Raw genomic sequence first — 15729 nt, 5'->3', positions numbered from 1 at the left:
TCCATCTTATGCAAACGCCTTCCTCTGCGGCAACTCCCTCATCATCCCTGGTAGAGCGCCTGGCCCGGCAGCTAGGCCTCTCTGCCACCGCCCAAACCATTTATGGCACTCCCACTGAGCGCGATGGCATCACGGTTATTCCCGTGGCGCGGTCCATCTACGGCTTTGGGGGCGGGGGCGGCGCCAAGGCCAACGAGGGCGAGGGCTCCGGCGGAGGCGCCGGCGTGGTTCTCACACCTATTGGCTACATCGAAATAGCCAATGGCAAGTCGCGCTTCCGGCCCATCCGGGGCTCAGTGGTGCCGCTTGTGGCCGTGAGTGGCCTGGTGGCCCTGCTACTGCTGCGCAACGTGCCCAAGCTGCTTCGCCGTAACCGGTAAGTAGTCAACTCATACCCAAAACCAACGCCAGTGCCCCTCCTTCCAGAGAGGAGCACTGGCGTTAGTTTTTAGGTTTTAGGCCACTTTCTCTATACTATATCCACCTAGGCCACTTATCTTCCCCACTCAATATCTACCCAGCTATCCTACCCAGTGACTTACCCCGAATTTGAAGCCCGCTGGAAGCCCGCCGGCGGCGCGGAGCGGGCCAACTACGGCCTGTTTCTGCAAGACCTCTGCGACCTGCTGGAAGTACCCCGCCCCGACCCCACCACCGACTCGCCCGCCCAAGACCAATACGTGCTGGAGCGCGCCGTGCAGTTCAATGATGGCCAGAAGAAAAGCACCGGCCGCATTGACCTCTATAAGCGCGGCTGCTTTGTGCTGGAAACCAAGCAGGGCACCGACACCCCCGATCAGCAGCAGCGCCTCAACCGCGCCGAGCTGGGCCTGCCCAGCGAGAAGCGCCGCAAGGGCCACGCCGTGCGGGGCTCGGCCAAGTGGGCCGAAATGATGCAGGCCGCCCGCCAGCAGGCCCTCGGGTACGTGCGCGCCCTGCCCGCCGAGGAGCCCAGGCCCCTCTTTGTGCTGGTGGCCGACGTGGGCTACTGCCTCGATGTGTACAGCAACTTTGCCGGCGTCGGTGATTCGTTTGTGCCCTTCCCCGACCAGACCCGGTTCCGGCTGCCGCTGTCGGCGCTGGCCGATGAGGGCACGCGGGCCATGCTGCGGCAGGTGTTTCTGGCCCCGCGTGAGCTGGACCCCAGCCGCCGCGCCGCCCGCGTGACGCGGGAGCTGGCCGCCCGCCTGGCCAAGCTCTCGGAGCAGCTGGAGCGCGCCCGCCACGCCCCCGAGGTGGTAGCGCAGTTCCTGATGCGCTGCCTGTTTACCATGTTCTCCGAGGATGTGGGCCTCATCCCGAAAACCTCCTTCACGGGCATGCTAGGCCAGTACCGCACCCCCGAGCTGCTGGAGTTTCTGCCCGATGCTCTCCAGGGCCTCTGGCGCACCATGGACACGGGCGGGTTCTCCTCCGACCTCAAGGCCCGCCTGCGCCGCTTCAACGGCAAGCTCTTCCACGATGCCACCGCCCTGCCCCTCACCGCCGACCAGGCCGAGCTGCTGCTGCAATCGGCCCGCGCCGACTGGACGGAGGTGGAGCCGGCCATTTTTGGCACGCTGCTGGAGCGCGCCCTCGACCCCAAGGAGCGCCACAGCCTGGGCGCCCACTACACCCCGCGCCGCTACGTAGAGCGCCTGGTGCTGCCCACGGTGCTGGAGCCGCTCCGCCGCGAGTGGGCCGCCGCCCAGGCCGCCGGGGCCCGCCGCCTCGAAGAAGGCAACCCCAAAGAAGCCCGCCAGGAGCTGGTGCGCTTCCTGAGCCGCCTCACCTCCATCCGCATCCTCGACCCCGCCTGCGGCTCCGGCAACTTCCTGTACGTCACGCTGGAGCACCTCAAGCGCCTGGAGGGCGAGGTGCTGGCCGCCATCAACAGCTACGGCCACACGGGCCTGCTGGAGCTGGGCGGCGGCACCACCGTGAGCCCCCACCAGCTGCTGGGCCTGGAGCTGAACCCGCGCGCCGCCGCCATTGCCGACGTGGTGCTGCGCATCGGCTACCTGCAATGGCACCTGCGCACCTACGGCCCCTCCGAGCTGCGCGAGCCCCTGCTGGATGAGTACCAGAACATCCGCCAGCAGGATGCCGCCCTGCAACACGATGCGCCCGTGCCCCGTCTCGATGCCCTGGGCCACCCCGTCACGCGCTGGGACGGCACCACGCGCCTGCACCCCGCCACCGGCCAGCCCGTCCCCGACGAAACCGCCCGCACGCCCGTCCTCGACTACCCCAACCCCAAGCCCGCCGAGTGGCCTACCGCCGATTTTATCGTCGGCAACCCGCCGTTTATTGGAAAGCTAAGGATGCGTGAAGCTTTAGGAGATGGTTATACGGAGGCTTTACGGAAAGCTTATAAGGGTCAAGTACCTGATTCAGCTGATTTTGTGATGTATTGGTGGAATAAGGCTGCCAAACTACTTCAGGGTGGTCAAATTGAGCGCTTCGGGTTTATTACAACTAATTCTATCACACAGATTTTTAATCGAAGAATCATTGAGCAGTATCTAAATAATGACAAAAGCCCTATTTCCTTTTCATTCGCTATTCCTGAACATCCTTGGGTAGACGGAGCCGATGGAGCTGCTGTGCGTATTGCTATGACAAGTCTACAAGCAGGGGCACAGCCTGGAAAACTTTCTACTGTTACTTATGAAGAGTCTTCTGATGACGAGTCTCGTAATGTTGAACTGACTGACACAACTGGTATAATCAATTCCGATTTAACCGTAGGTGCAGATGTAGCGGGAACTCAGGCATTACTGTCAAACGAAGGTGTAACTAGCATGGGTATGATGTTAGCGGGCTCAGGATTCATTGTCACTCCTGAGGAAGCTAATATTCTGGGCTTAGGCTCAGTTGAGAAGCTATCTGATTATATCAAACCCTATCGTAATGGGAAAGACTTGGTTTCTACACCTCGTGGAGCGATGGTCATTGATATGTTTGGCTTAAACCCAGACCAAATATTAAATCTGTTCCCCAAAGTGTATCAACATATTATTGAGAAAATCAAACCTGAAAGAGACGCAAATAGAGATAAAGGAATAAGAGAGAAGTGGTGGCTATTTGCAAGAACCAGGGATAATTTGCGACTCGCAATAGCTGGCACAGAACGGTTTATAGCCACGGTAGAGACAGCTAAACATAGAACTTTTCAATTCTTAGAATCCAATATTATCCCTGATCATAGGCTAATAGCATTCGCGCTGAATGATGCTTACCATCTGGGAGTACTATCAAGTAAGTTTCATAATATTTGGGCTCTTGCCGCAGGAGGTGATTTAGGTGGTAATACTCCCATATATAACAAAACCCGCTGTTTCGACCCGTTCCCCTTCCCCGCCGCCACGGCGGAGCAGCAGGCGCGCATCCGGGAGCTGGCCGAACAGCTCGACGCCCACCGCAAGCGCCAGCAGGCCCTGCACCCCAGCCTCACCCTCACCGACCTCTACAACGTGGTGGAGAAGCTGCGCGCCGGCACGGCCCTGTCCACCGCCAAAGAGCAAACCATCAACCAGCAGGGCCTGGCCTCCGTGGTGCTCAGCCTCCACCAGCAGCTCGATGCCGCCGTAGCTGAGGCCTACGGGTGGCCTAGCGCCCTCCCCGATGCCGAGATTCTGACCCGCCTCGTGCGCCTCAACCACGAGCGCGCCCGCGAGGAGCAGCAGGGCCACATCCGGTACCTGCGCCCCGCCTACCAGGCCCCCGAGCTGCAACAATCGGCCCTGGAGCTGCCCGCCGCGCAGGCTGCCCAAGCCACTGCCACCCCGGAAGCCACCGGCCCCCAACCCTGGCCCGCCGAGCTGGCCCAGCAGATGCAAGCCGTGCGCGATGTAGTGCAGCAGGCGGGCCAGCCCGTCAGCGCCGCTCAGGTAGCCACCCGCTTCCGCCGCCTGAAACCCGAGAAAGTGCAGCCCCTGCTGGATACCCTCGCGGCCCTTAGCCTCCTGCGCCGCACCGAGGAAGACACCTACGCCGCCTAGGCCACTTGCTTTGGAGCTCACCACTTGCAGCGGGTGCATGGGAGCGATAAAAGCAGCTGAGCGCTTACAGCAGAAAACGGTCAGGCTACAGGAAACGAAAGTATTTCCTGTAGCCTGACCGTTCTGTTTAACCAAAACGCGCGGTGTTTCTAGTGCAGTGTTCTTCCAAGCCTGCCGCGTTTGCCCCACCCCACGCAACAGCTGATTTTATCAGCAGGCTTGGTGCCAGGTGCTGCCGGGCAAGGGTAGCAGTACTAAAAAAAATAAAGCGACTATAACATTTAATTTATATATTATATTCATTTAACACTATTTCTGATTATCATGACAAATTCTGCTGATGTAGTTGAAGTTATTGTTCCGTCTTCGGAATGGGATGAGCTTGTGCGGTTTTACTCCCAGCTCTATGGTCAGCCACAGGAGCGCAGCGCTTCCACGGTGGCCTTTACATCAGCTGACGCTGACTTTGAGCTGCACCTCACCAGAGCCGACGAAAAAGATGCCTCCGACACAAAGCCGCCCTACTACCACATAGTGCGGGGCTCCAATGGCCGGCAAACCCTGAGAAGATTATTCCGCGACCTTCTGAACAGCGATAAGTCGGCGTATTCCATCCAAGATCCGCGGGAGGTTGGCCCTGCCGGTAAAGAAGTTACCACGGCCTTTATTGGATACGGTGACCCCTGCGCCCTCATCCAGGAGCGCACTGACTGCCTCCTCCATAACCCTAACTGGTAAACAGAAAGCCCAGGTACTACGCCTTAGCCGCCTTGCCCCCTGCTGCAACCGCAATATAGCTGTTGTAGCAGGGGGTAAATGTGCCGCTAAGGCTACCTGCTGCCGGAGGTTGTGGTGGGCTGGGTAACGGAGCTGCCGCCAGTAGGGCACCAAACAGCTACCCAGTTTGCATCTTATAAAAATAAGCTAGTTATATATCCAATAAGTTACATTATATTAACCCTATATCTTTCACTACCAGTTACCTATCACATATGGCCACCATGAGCTCAGAGTCAGCCACCAGCACCCTCACCCTCTATGTGCCCCCCGATACGTGGCCCAGTGTAGTGGAGTATTATAGTGTAGCCCTGGGCCAGGAGCCCAACCCGGCAGGCCCACCCGAAGCAGTTCTGTTGCTGCCTGATGGCGGCGAGTTGCACATAATAGCTACGAATGACAGCCAGCAGCTTACCCCCCGAGCGGAGCCGTTGTTTCTCAACCTCACCGACGTTGATCTGGTCGAAAACGCCTACCGGATTGCCATACGCCTGGGTGCCACTCCCAAAATACCGCTCCAAACGATAGACGTGTTTCCTGTATTAGCTACTGAGACAAGCCAAACAGGCCATGTGCACCTCACACTGGCCAGCGTTACGTTCACGAGCAAGACGGCCCTGGGCACCGATACTACCCTGGGCGTACTACATAACCCGAACTGGTAGCTGATTCAGTGCTACCTCCCTGCGGCATGTTGAGACCTCAATGCTCTGCGCTGCTGAATAGCGCCTTTTGGGTGCTGGCCCTGGGCCTGCTGCTCCCCCTGCTTGCTAAGGCCCAAACGCCCGCAGCCGATAGCTTGCGCCGCGTGCTGCGCACTGCTACCCGCCCCGATACTACCCGTGTGCGTCGCCTGCTGGCCCTAGGCCAGGAGCTGAAAACGGTGGATGCCCCCCAAGCCATTCAAGCCAATCAGCAGGCTCTAGCCTTGGCCCGGCAGCTGCCTGACCCCGCCGGTGAAGGCCTGGCGCTACTGGCCCTAAGTAACCTCTACCGCCGCTTAAACAACTTTGAGGCAGCGCGCCGCAGTGCCCAGCAGGCCCAGCGCCTCTTCGCACGCCTATCCGATGCCCGTGGCCAAGGCCGCGCCTGGTTGCAGCTTAGTACCCTATACGTGTTGCAGTCTGCTCCGGCAGCAGCCCTGGAGGCAGCCCTTAAAGGCCTGCCCCTGGCAGAGCGTGCCAGCGACACCCAAACCATCGCCCGCCTACGCTACACTATGGGCAATGTGTATTCCCAGCTGGGCAACTACGCTGAGGCGCTGCCGCTGCTGAGGTCGTCGCTGAAAATCGGGCGACAAACGGGCGACGATCAGCTGGTGCTGTCAGCACTGGGCGACTTAGGCGACTCCTACAAGAAGCTAAAAAAATGGCCCCAGGCCCTGCTCTACTACCAGCGTGCCCTGGAGCTAAGCCAACGCATCGGCGACCAGGTGGGCGAAGCCGGCTTCGAAACGAGCCTGGCGGAAGTGTACAGTCTGCAGGGCGACCCAGCCGCAGCTCTGGCTCATGGACAGCGGGCCCGCCAGCTCGTGCGCACTAACCAGGATGAGTTTAACCTGCCGACGGCGGAGCTGGCGCTGGCCCGGGCCTACCTGCTGCAAAATCAACCCGATAGTACCCTTAGCCTGGCCCAACACGCCCTGCAGCTCAGTCAGCACACCCGCAGCAACGGCACCAGCCGAAGCGCCACCGACCTCCTGGCCCAGGCCTACGCCCAACAGCAACACTTTGAGCAGGCCTACCACTACCGCACCCTGCACCTGGCCTACAACGACACCCTTTTTGGCGAGGATACCCAGCTCAGCACCAGCGCCCTGCGCTACGGCTACGAGCTAGACCGGAAGCAGGCCCAGATTGCGCTGCTCAACAAAACCCGGCAGCTGCAGGCCCAAACCGCCGAGCGCCAGCGCCAGCAGCTGTACGCGTTGCTGGCCGGTTTGGCCGGGGTACTGCTGCTGGCGGGCCTGCTGCTACGCAACATCTTGCTGAAGCAGCGCATCAACCGCCACCTCAACGAGACCAATCAGCAGATTGCTGCTCACCGCGACGACCTGGACCAGGCCCTGATTGAACTCCGCGCCACTCAGGCCCAGCTGGTGCAGCACGAGAAACTTGCCTCGCTGGGCCAGCTCACGGCTGGGGTGGCCCATGAAATTCAAAACCCGCTCAACTTCATCACTAACTTTTCTGACCTGGGCGTGGAGCTTACCACCGAGCTGCAGGAGGAGCTGGCCAAGGAGGCGCTTACCCCCGAGGGCCGGGCCACCATTGAGGAGCTGCTGCTCGACCTCAAGCAAAACCAGGTCAGCATGCATCAGCACGGCCGCCGCGCCGACCGCATTGTGAAAAGCATGTTGGAGCACTCCCGCGCCAGCAGTGGTCAGCCCCAGTTCACCGACCTGAACGCGCTGGCCGAGGAATGCCTGCGCCTGGCTTACCACAGCTGGCAAGCCACCAACAAAGACTTCAAAGCCACGCTTGATACGCACTTTGCCCCCGGCCTGCCCAACCTTAAGGTAGTGCCCCAGGACCTCACCCGCGTACTGGTGAACCTGCTCACCAATGCCTTTTATGCCGTTAGCGACAAGCAACGGCAACTGGGCAAAGACTACGAGCCGGTAGTCAGCATCCGGACTGAGCAGACCGGCAAGGCGGTACGCCTTAGGGTACGCGACAACGGGAACGGCATCCCGGCGGCGGTTCGGCAGCGCATATTCGAGCCCTTCTTCACCACCAAGCCCGCCGGTGAAGGCACTGGCCTAGGCCTGTCGTTGAGCTATGATATCGTCACGAAGGGGCACCGGGGCACGCTGAGCGTTGAAACCAGGGAGGGTGAGTTCACGGAGTTTGTGGTATGCCTGCCCACCGTACCCACACCGGCGCGTACCAGCCCAACTCCTTCCGTAGAAAGAACCAAAGCCCCGGTATAGCAGGCCGCCGGCCTAAGCTCAGCAGCCCGCCCGCCAAGCATAAAAAAAGCCTGTTTGCAAGGTGCAAACAGGCTTTACTGCAGAGAGGATGGGATTCGAACCCACGATGACCTTTTGAGCCATACACACTTTCCAGGCGTGCTCCTTCGACCACTCGGACACCTCTCTAGGATGCGGGGAAGTGGCGCAAAATAACACCCGATTTTCCGGATACGCAAGCCCCAGGCCTCTATCGTATCAGATTAACGTGATTTCGCCGCGCAAATCCTGGGTTAGCAGGCGCCGCGTTACCTCGGGCGCCTGGTTGAGGCCCAGCACAAACATAAGCTTGGTGATGGCCGCCTCCACCGTAATATCGTCGCCACCCAAAATGCCCAAGCCACTAAGGTGGGCGCTGGTTTCATAGCGCCCCTGCAGCACGCGCCCCTCCTCGCACTGGCTTACGTTGAGCAGGCAGACGCCCCGGTCGGCGGCATCGCGCAGGCAGTTCAGAAACCACGGCGCAGTGGGGGCGTTACCAGAGCCATAGGTTTCCAGCACCGCGCCGCGCAGGTCATCTACCTCCAGCTGGGCGCGTACCATGCGCTCGGTGAGGCCAGGGAACAGGCGCAGAATGGTCACCCTATCATCAAGGTGGGTGTGCACGCACAGGGGGGCGGCGGGCAGCGGCCGAATCTGCCGGTCGTTAAATTCCAGCTCAATACCCGCCCGGCCCAGCGGCGGATAGTTTTCGCTCCGGAAAGCATCGTACTGCTGGCTTTCTACCTTCTTGGCCCGGTTACCCCTGATCAGCAGCTCATTAAAGAACACGCACACTTCCGGCACCCGCACGGCACCGCCCGCAGGGTGGCAGGCGGCGGCCATTTCCAGGGCCGTTACCAGGTTGCGGCGGGCATCGGTCCGGATGCGGCCTACGGGTACCTGCGCCCCGGTAAACACCACGGTTTTTCCCAGGTTTTCGAGCAGGAAGCTCAGGGCCGCCGCTGAGTAGGCCATGGTATCAGTGCCGTGCAGCACCACAAACCCATCGTAGCGGGCGTAGTTGTCGCGAATGAGGGCCGCCAGGGCCAGCCAATCGGCAACGGTAATGTTAGAGGAATCAATGGGTGGCCCCAGGTTCAGGACATCCACCTGCATGTTGAGCTGGCGCAGCTCCGGCATTTTTTTCCGGATCTGCTCAAATTTCATCGGCACCAGCTCGCCAGATTTATTGTAGGCCATTCCGGCCGTGCCACCGGTATAAATTACCAGAATGGCTTTTTCAGGGGAAGTATCAGCAGGGGTAAACAAAGGCAGGCAGGTTGGGTGGTACTGTTGGCAGGAGCGGTGAAGGTATAAACAGAACGGCGACCAGACACAAATATGACCAAGTCAGCCGGAGCCCCCACCCCTCCTCCCAAGAGCAGGGTTCAGACTAGCATTCCAACTTCTTCATTAGCTGGCTTTGCCGAAGTAAAATACCTCTCTTTGAGGGCAGGGGGTGGGACTCACCTCTACGCAGGCTGCGGGCCCTGCTGGGTTGGCAGCTCCCCGAATAGCTCCCGTGTGTTGTGGGTAGTAACCGCCGCTACTTCCTCCACGTCTTTGCCCAGCAGCTCAGCTACGCGGCGCGCTACCAGCGGCAGGTAGCTGGGCTCGTTGCGCTTGCCCCGGTGCGGAACGGGAGCCAGATACGGGCAGTCGGTTTCGAGGAGCAGGTGCTCCAGGCCAATACCGGGCAGAACCTTGTCTAGGCCACCATTCTTAAACGTAGCCACGCCCCCGATGCCCAGCTTAAACCCCAGCTTGATAACTTCCTCGGCTTCTTCCTTTGAACCGGAGAAACAATGGAACACCCCGCGCAGGGAGCCATCCTGGGTGGCAGAAATGATGTCGGCGGTTTCGCGGAAGGCGTCGCGGGTGTGCAGCACCAGGGGCAGATTGTGCTTCCTGGCCAGGCCTACCTGAATGCGTAGAGCCTCCTGCTGTTCGGCCAGGTGGGTTTTATCCCAGTACAAATCAATGCCGCACTCCCCTACTGCCGCAAATGGGCGGCGCCCCAGCCAGGTTTCTACCTCGTAGAGCTCCTTCTCAAAGTTGCGCGTAACGTGGCAGGGGTGCAGGCCCATTTGGGCAAAGCAGTTGGTGGGATATTTGGCCTCCACTTCCAGCATAGCATCTATGCTGGTGTGGTCGATGTTGGGCATGAAGATGGTGAGTACGCCGGCGTCGAAGGCGCGGCGCAGCATATCGTCTTGGTCGGGCTTAAACTGCTCGGAGTAAACGTGAGCGTGCGAATCGGAGAGTTGCATGGCTGCAAAGGTGGTAAATAGTACGTTGGGCCTTGAAGCGAAAAAGGGATGGGCAGAGCCTACCGGTACTGCCGCCCCTTCCAGCTGAAGCGGATGGGTAACAGCCGAAACCCGGTTAGCATTCCCGTCAGGAAAACACTGTACGCTTCATACAGCGGAATTAGATGGAGCGGGGCGCGGCGGCCTACTTGCCGGAAACAGAGTGCCGCCAGGCTACCCTGCAGCACCATTTTCAGGCCCCACACTGCCGCGGCCACGCCTGGTCCCGCTATCCAGGCCAGCCCCAGCAGCACCAGATAAAAGGAGCCATACAGCAGCAGGCAGCCTTTCAGCCACCCGGGCAGCCCCTCTACCCCCCGCATCCAGCGGCGCCGCTGGTGCAGCAGCCCCGCCCAGGTATACATGGGCAGCGACTCAGCCAATACCTCGGCCCGAAATAGGTTGCGGGAGGTGTAGCCCCGGTGCAGCACCGCCTTGAACAGCTCAAAGTCTTCGGTGACGGAAAACGGCAGCTGCTCATAGCCGCCAGTAGCCTCATACGCGGCGCGGGTTATGAGCATGTTGTTGCCCATAGCCGTTACCGGGCGGCCCATGTCCGTTACCACCTGCACCAGCCCCAACGACATCAGCCAGTCGAGGCCCTGAATGTGGTGGAACAGGCGTGGGCCTTCCACCAGGGTCAGGCCCGTAACAATGCCTACCCCAGTTCGCGCATGAGCCAGCAACCCCTGCAGCCAGGTAGGCGGCACGGCAATATCAGCATCGGTGATGAAGAAGTACTCCGTGGAAGCCGTGCGGGTAAGGTGGGCCAGCACGTTAGCTTTCCCCCGGGCCGTACCCAGGTTCTCCCGGATGGGCACTACCCGAAATGTGCCCGCATAGCCCGCCATAGCAGCCTGAGCTACTGCGGCCGTATCGTCAGTGGAAGCGTCGTCACCGAGTAGCACCTCCACCCGCTCCGGCGGGTACTGCAGCGCCCGAATGGCCAGCAGGCAGCGGCCAATGGCGGCCTGCTCGTTGCGAGCGGCAATCAGAATGCTCACTCGTGGCAGCAGCTGGGGCAAAGGCTCCGGCTGGCTCCCCCGCCGGCGGGCAAACAGCACCGCTGAGGTCAGGAGCAGCCCAAACCAGCCCAGAAAGTAAAGCGTGAAAAGCAGCATCGGGCACAAAGGTCGCTCGGGGAAGTCAGAATCTGTCAGCTGCTCCCGCGACCGGCATTAAAGCAGCGCAAACTCATACCCCTGCTCGGCGAAATGCGCCAGATACCGCGGCAGCACGTAGCGCATATTGCGGCTGGCCTTGAGGCTGTCGTGAAAAACGGTGATGGAGCCGGGCCGGGTGTTTTGAATGGCATGGTGCAGACACTTCTCGGCCGCAAAGCTGCGGTCGTAGTCGTAGGTCAGCACATCCCACATCACTACCTGGTAGCTGTGGGCTAAGGCCTGGGCCAGCGACCTGGTAATCCGACCGTAGGGCGGGCGCAGCAGCGGCTTAGCCTGAGGCTGCAGCTCATCCAATACGGCCTGACACTCCGCTACATCCTGGAGATAAGAGGCATTTGAGTGACTCCAGCCACTTATGTGGTAAAAGGTGTGGTTGGCCAGCCGGTGGCCCTGCTCCACAATCTGCCGGGCCACGTGGGGGTGGCGGCGCACGTTGTCGCCCACGCAAAAAAACGTGCCTTTAGCATTGAACTGGGCCAGGGTTTCCAGCACGAAGGGCGTTTCTTCCGGAATAGGTCCGTCGTCAAAGGTCAAGTACAGCGTGGGAGGCTGGGTGGCGGGCATCTGCCAGAGGCACTCCGGAAACAAGCGCCGCACCAAAGCCGGCATTCGAAACAAACGCACAGAAGCAGAGGAGTTAAATAACTGAAGTTGCGTGCTGACCACGGGCCTAGGCCACTGGTTGCGGGTCGCAAAGTACGCAAGCCCGCCGCTTTTAGCAGCCCCAAGCCTCCTCTCATGCTGCCGGCGGGCTGGGCGTCTTACCCTTGGCTTCGCTTGCCCACCGCTTCCAGCACCTGCCACAACGCCTGAGCACTCTGCTCCCAGGAAAAACGCTGCACATTGCTGAACCCACGAGCTACCAGCTCCTGCCGCTGAGTGGCCTGCTCATACAACACGCGTAACCCCGCCGCAATGGACTCCACCTGAAACGGGTCAACCAGCTGAGCCGCGTTGCCGGCAACCTCGGGCATGGAACTACAGTTGGAGGTAATAACCGGTGAGCCGCACGCCTGCGCCTCAATGATTGGAATGCCAAAACCCTCAAAATACGGCACGTAAGCCGTGGCGTGGGCGGCAGCGTACAGTTGCACCAGCTCTTCATCGGTAACGCGGCCGGTCAGGTGCACATCCTGCCGAAACTGCATCTGGCGGTATACATCAAATATGGGCCCGGCTTTCCAGGCGGTGCGCCCTACCACCAGCAGCTTGGTGGGCGCCTGAGTTTGCTGCTTAAACAGCTCAAAAGCTCGCAGCAGGTTCAGCAGATTCTTGCGGGGCTGCAGGGCGCCCACAAATAAAAAGTACGGCTTACCGGCGCTGTACCGGTCACGGGTGGCCTGCTGTTCGGCCTCGGTTTGCGGCTGAAACTGAGCATCGGCGGCGTTGTAGACTACGCTGATTTTATCGGCCGCAACGCCGTAGGTGCGCACAATATCCTGGCGGGTGGCCTCCGAAACTGCAATTAGCTGCTCAGATGCCCGGGCAAAGCGGGGCGTAAAAAACTGGTAGTAGCGGAGCGTGAGCCGGTCTACATCCTGCGAGAAATGCTCGAAGGCCAGGTCATGAAGCACGGTAACCCGCGGCACGTGGGTGCGCAGCGTGGTATAGCCATCGGGGCTCAGGAACACAGCCGGGCGGTGGCGGCGCAGCCACCGCGCCACGGCTCCTTCAAACCAGGCCACCCACAACACGGGGTGCCTAGCCGGGGGGCTCAGCACGTGCGGCACCACGTTTGTGCCAAAAATGTAGCGCGGGTCAAACGCCCTGTCAAACAGGAAATGAAAGGTGTGCTCCGGATGCTGCTGCACCAGGTGGCGGAGCGTTTCGTAGGTGAAGCGCCCAATGCCTTCCAGCTTGTCGCCGGGGAGCAGGAAACGAACATTAACGGCTATTTCCAAACGGCTAGAAGTGGGCAAGTGAAGACTAAGGCTAAACCAGATTCCGGTACAAGAATACTACGTCATTTCCCACGGCGCAGCTACGGCCCCGCCCGTTTACCCGCCTCTCTTGGTAGCTTGCGCAAGCCGGGGTGGCCTACAGCCCAGGTTACTGCTTGATAAAGACGAAGTTATCAGAGTCGTAGCTATGCGCCTGCAGGAAGCCATTCAGATCAGCGCACGGCACGGGCTGGCCCAGCGCATTCAGGGAGTGGGCGCTGTAGCCCAGTTGCTGGAGCAACGCCACAGCCTTCTGGTGCTCTGCATTATGGCGTTTGGGCTCCAGGTATTCCATTACCACATAGGGGCGCAAATGGCCTAGGCTCTCTGCGGCCCCGGCAATTACCTTGAGCTCCGCCCCTTCCACGTCAATTTTAATAACGGCGGGTTGGTGGTTGCTTGCCTTCAGGATGTCGTCGATGCGCGTGGCCGGAATGTCAATGCGCGTGGGCTTGAAGTCGGCAAACCACTTCTCATCGGCAAACTGCGCCACATCCATGGAGTTAAACTCATTGTAGAGCACCGGAAACTCATAGAAAGATATAGTTTCCTGCTTGTCAGAAACGGCTTGGTTGATGGCCTGAATGTTGGCCTGACCTTTCACATTTTCAGCCAGCACGGCATAGGTGCTCCTTGAAGCCTCGTAGGCCAGTACCTGCCCCGCAGACCCCACCAGGCGTGAGGCCAGCAGCGCAAAATACCCGAAGTGGCCACCCACATCCAGAAAAGTGTCGCCGGGTTGCAGGGTGTTGATCAGGAAACGGGCCAGCCGAATTTCTGAGCTGTGCGACTTGCCTCCCGTCAGGTAGATATCAGTGCCAGCGGGCAGCACCACCTGCATGGGCATCCCGAAGAAAGTGCTCACTTGTTTCACCAGCCCTTTCTTGGTGCGAGCGTACACCAGCTGCCGAAACCCTATGGCGTACAGGTATTTCCCAGGGGCATGCAGCAGGCGCCGCCATTTAGTAGCGTTGGCAAGGGCTTCGACTTCATCAAGCTGCTTTAAAAGGGAATTCATGTACTAAGAATAGAGACGCAAAGGGGGCCGCAAGCTGGTCAGGCCAGGGTGCAGACGGGCAAATATCGACTTTTACGCTTCGGTTTTGCGCTGCCGTAGCTGTTTAAGTTCGGCGGGCCGCACAATGCGCAGTGCCAGCACCAGCACCATAAATAACGCACCAGCCACGATAGCCTCCACTAACCACGAGAGTTGCAGGTAGGTTTGCATGGCGTACCACGCGGCGCACAACAAGCCAAATATACCCGCCAGCTTGGCAAGTATTTTCCAGGGCACTGCTATTTCAGCGTGGCGTTGCACCAGCCACACATAGCAGCCAGACACGAACACGGCGCAAAGCAGCGTGTTCCAGGCGGCGGCAATGGCGCCGAATTGCGGCAGGAACACCCAGTTCAGACCAATATTCAAGGCTACGCTCACGGCCACCAGTCGGCTCACGGTACTTACGAAGCGGGTGCTGTTGAGCAGGGAAGCGTAAAGCGCGAAGAACGAGTGTACCAGCACATTCACGAAGAGAATTTTAAGGCACCACGCCATACGGGCCACTTCAGCCGGGCTGCTGTGTTTGAACTGCCAGAACAGCACCTCACCTCGAAACAGCACGAAGGCGCATAGCAGCAGCATGGGCAGCGTTACCACCCGCTGCCCAAACCACAGCAGGTCGCGCTGCTCCTGGCGGCTGTTTACGGCGCCGGCAAACTTGGCGAAGAAGAGGGGCAGAATCGTCCAGATATACATCATCACGGCATCAACCCAGCGGTAGGCCCCGGCGTAATAGCCCGCCTCCGTGGGTGAGGCCAGGCGCTCCAGCATTACCATGTCAATGCGCTCATTCACCCCATACAGCAGCGTGATAACGGCAAACGGCACGGTTTCGCGCAGCACGGTGCGGGCCTGCCCCCACTGCCAGCGGTAGCGCACCCGCCCAAACAGGCGCGTCATGAGCCCATAGAGCAGAACGGTGGTAAACACCGCTGCCACTACCCGCACGCCCACGTAGCGCTCCAGCGTGAGGCCCAGGGGCAGCAGTACCAGCACCAGGCCCAGCAACAGAAACTTCTCAAACACCGACAGCACCGCATCGGTGTTGAAGTGCTGGTGGGCCTGCAGGGTACCGCGCAAAAACTGCCCGTACTGGGCCAGCAGCAGGCTTACCCCAATGGCCCCGAGCAGCACCAGCGGGTAGCTACGGTAACCTATCACCCACCCCACGCCCAGCATGGCAAACAGGGCCGCCACATTAAGCCAGCCACGTAACGGCAGAATAGTAGGGAAGTACTCGGTCAGGAAGGCAGGGTCGGCGGCTACGCGCTTCACGCTGTAGTGCGTCAGGCCCAGATCTGAGACGGTAGCCAGCACCAGCGTTAGGGCGGAGAGGGCCGTAAACAGGCCAAAAGCCGCGTGCCCCAGGCGGTCTTGCACTATATTTTCCAGCACCACCCAGCCTGGCTTTATGAGCAGGTTGAGCAGCACTACCAGACTGATATTTCCAAAAAACCGTTTGATGCCGTCGGCGCTTAACTGAATAAATCTGCTCCAGGCGCCACAGGGCAACCTGGCCAGGG

The 15729-nt window shown here is 60.0% G+C and carries 12 protein-coding genes and 1 tRNA gene; 5 read left to right on the top strand and 8 right to left on the bottom strand.

The annotated features are described in order from the left end of the window. Nucleotides 1-8 precede the first annotated feature (8 nt). From HMJ29_RS14530 to HMJ29_RS14510, 5 genes are all read left to right on the top strand, one after another. Entirely contained in the window at nt 9-380 is a 372-nt protein-coding gene (locus HMJ29_RS14530; protein WP_171592169.1) for a spore germination protein GerW family protein, read from the top strand. A gap of 153 nt (nt 381-533) precedes the next feature. Next, nucleotides 534-3983: a class I SAM-dependent DNA methyltransferase gene (locus HMJ29_RS14525; protein ID WP_171592168.1), complete on the top strand. Its 3450-nt coding sequence runs from the start codon at nt 534-536 to the stop codon at nt 3981-3983. Between the two features lie 324 nt (nt 3984-4307). Beyond that, on the top strand, nt 4308-4721 hold the full coding sequence (locus HMJ29_RS14520; RefSeq protein WP_171592167.1) for a hypothetical protein: 414 nt from the start codon (nt 4308-4310) through the stop codon (nt 4719-4721). 254 nt (nt 4722-4975) lie between these two features. Next, nucleotides 4976-5425 (top strand): hypothetical protein, encoded by a 450-nt coding sequence (locus HMJ29_RS14515; RefSeq protein ID WP_171592166.1) that lies wholly within the window; start codon nt 4976-4978, stop codon nt 5423-5425. A 26-nt stretch (nt 5426-5451) separates the two neighbouring features. Continuing rightward, on the top strand, nt 5452-7692 hold the full coding sequence (locus HMJ29_RS14510) for a tetratricopeptide repeat-containing sensor histidine kinase (RefSeq protein WP_171592165.1): 2241 nt from the start codon (nt 5452-5454) through the stop codon (nt 7690-7692). 80 nt (nt 7693-7772) lie between these two features. On the opposite strand, the gene HMJ29_RS14505 is transcribed toward HMJ29_RS14510, so the two are convergent. The 8 genes from HMJ29_RS14505 to HMJ29_RS14470 form a co-directional block, all read right to left on the bottom strand. Further along, nucleotides 7773-7860, bottom strand: a tRNA-Ser gene (locus HMJ29_RS14505). 69 nt (nt 7861-7929) lie between these two features. Further along, complete coding sequence (locus tag HMJ29_RS14500; RefSeq protein WP_244679225.1) at nt 7930-8982, bottom strand: asparaginase; 1053 nt, start codon at nt 8980-8982, stop codon at nt 7930-7932. A 203-nt stretch (nt 8983-9185) separates the two neighbouring features. Further along, nucleotides 9186-9983, bottom strand: coding sequence for a TatD family hydrolase (locus HMJ29_RS14495; RefSeq protein WP_171592164.1), 798 nt, complete (start codon nt 9981-9983; stop codon nt 9186-9188). A 59-nt stretch (nt 9984-10042) separates the two neighbouring features. Beyond that, complete coding sequence (locus tag HMJ29_RS14490) at nt 10043-11143, bottom strand: glycosyltransferase (protein ID WP_171592163.1); 1101 nt, start codon at nt 11141-11143, stop codon at nt 10043-10045. Between the two features lie 57 nt (nt 11144-11200). Beyond that, nucleotides 11201-11830 (bottom strand): polysaccharide deacetylase family protein, encoded by a 630-nt coding sequence (locus HMJ29_RS14485; RefSeq protein WP_317241603.1) that lies wholly within the window; start codon nt 11828-11830, stop codon nt 11201-11203. A gap of 137 nt (nt 11831-11967) precedes the next feature. Continuing rightward, complete coding sequence (locus tag HMJ29_RS14480) at nt 11968-13107, bottom strand: glycosyltransferase family 4 protein (RefSeq protein ID WP_171592162.1); 1140 nt, start codon at nt 13105-13107, stop codon at nt 11968-11970. A 148-nt stretch (nt 13108-13255) separates the two neighbouring features. Beyond that, on the bottom strand, nt 13256-14164 hold the full coding sequence (locus HMJ29_RS14475; protein WP_171592161.1) for an FkbM family methyltransferase: 909 nt from the start codon (nt 14162-14164) through the stop codon (nt 13256-13258). A gap of 72 nt (nt 14165-14236) precedes the next feature. Then, complete coding sequence (locus HMJ29_RS14470) at nt 14237-15718, bottom strand: oligosaccharide flippase family protein (RefSeq protein ID WP_171592160.1); 1482 nt, start codon at nt 15716-15718, stop codon at nt 14237-14239. Nucleotides 15719-15729 lie beyond the last annotated feature (11 nt).

It is taken from the genome of Hymenobacter taeanensis (assembly GCF_013137895.1).
In the GTDB taxonomy this organism is placed as follows: Bacteria; Bacteroidota; Bacteroidia; order Cytophagales; family Hymenobacteraceae; genus Hymenobacter; species Hymenobacter taeanensis.
The sequence above is the reverse complement of the archived record's forward strand: the minus strand, read 5'-3'. Positions and strand labels throughout refer to the sequence as shown.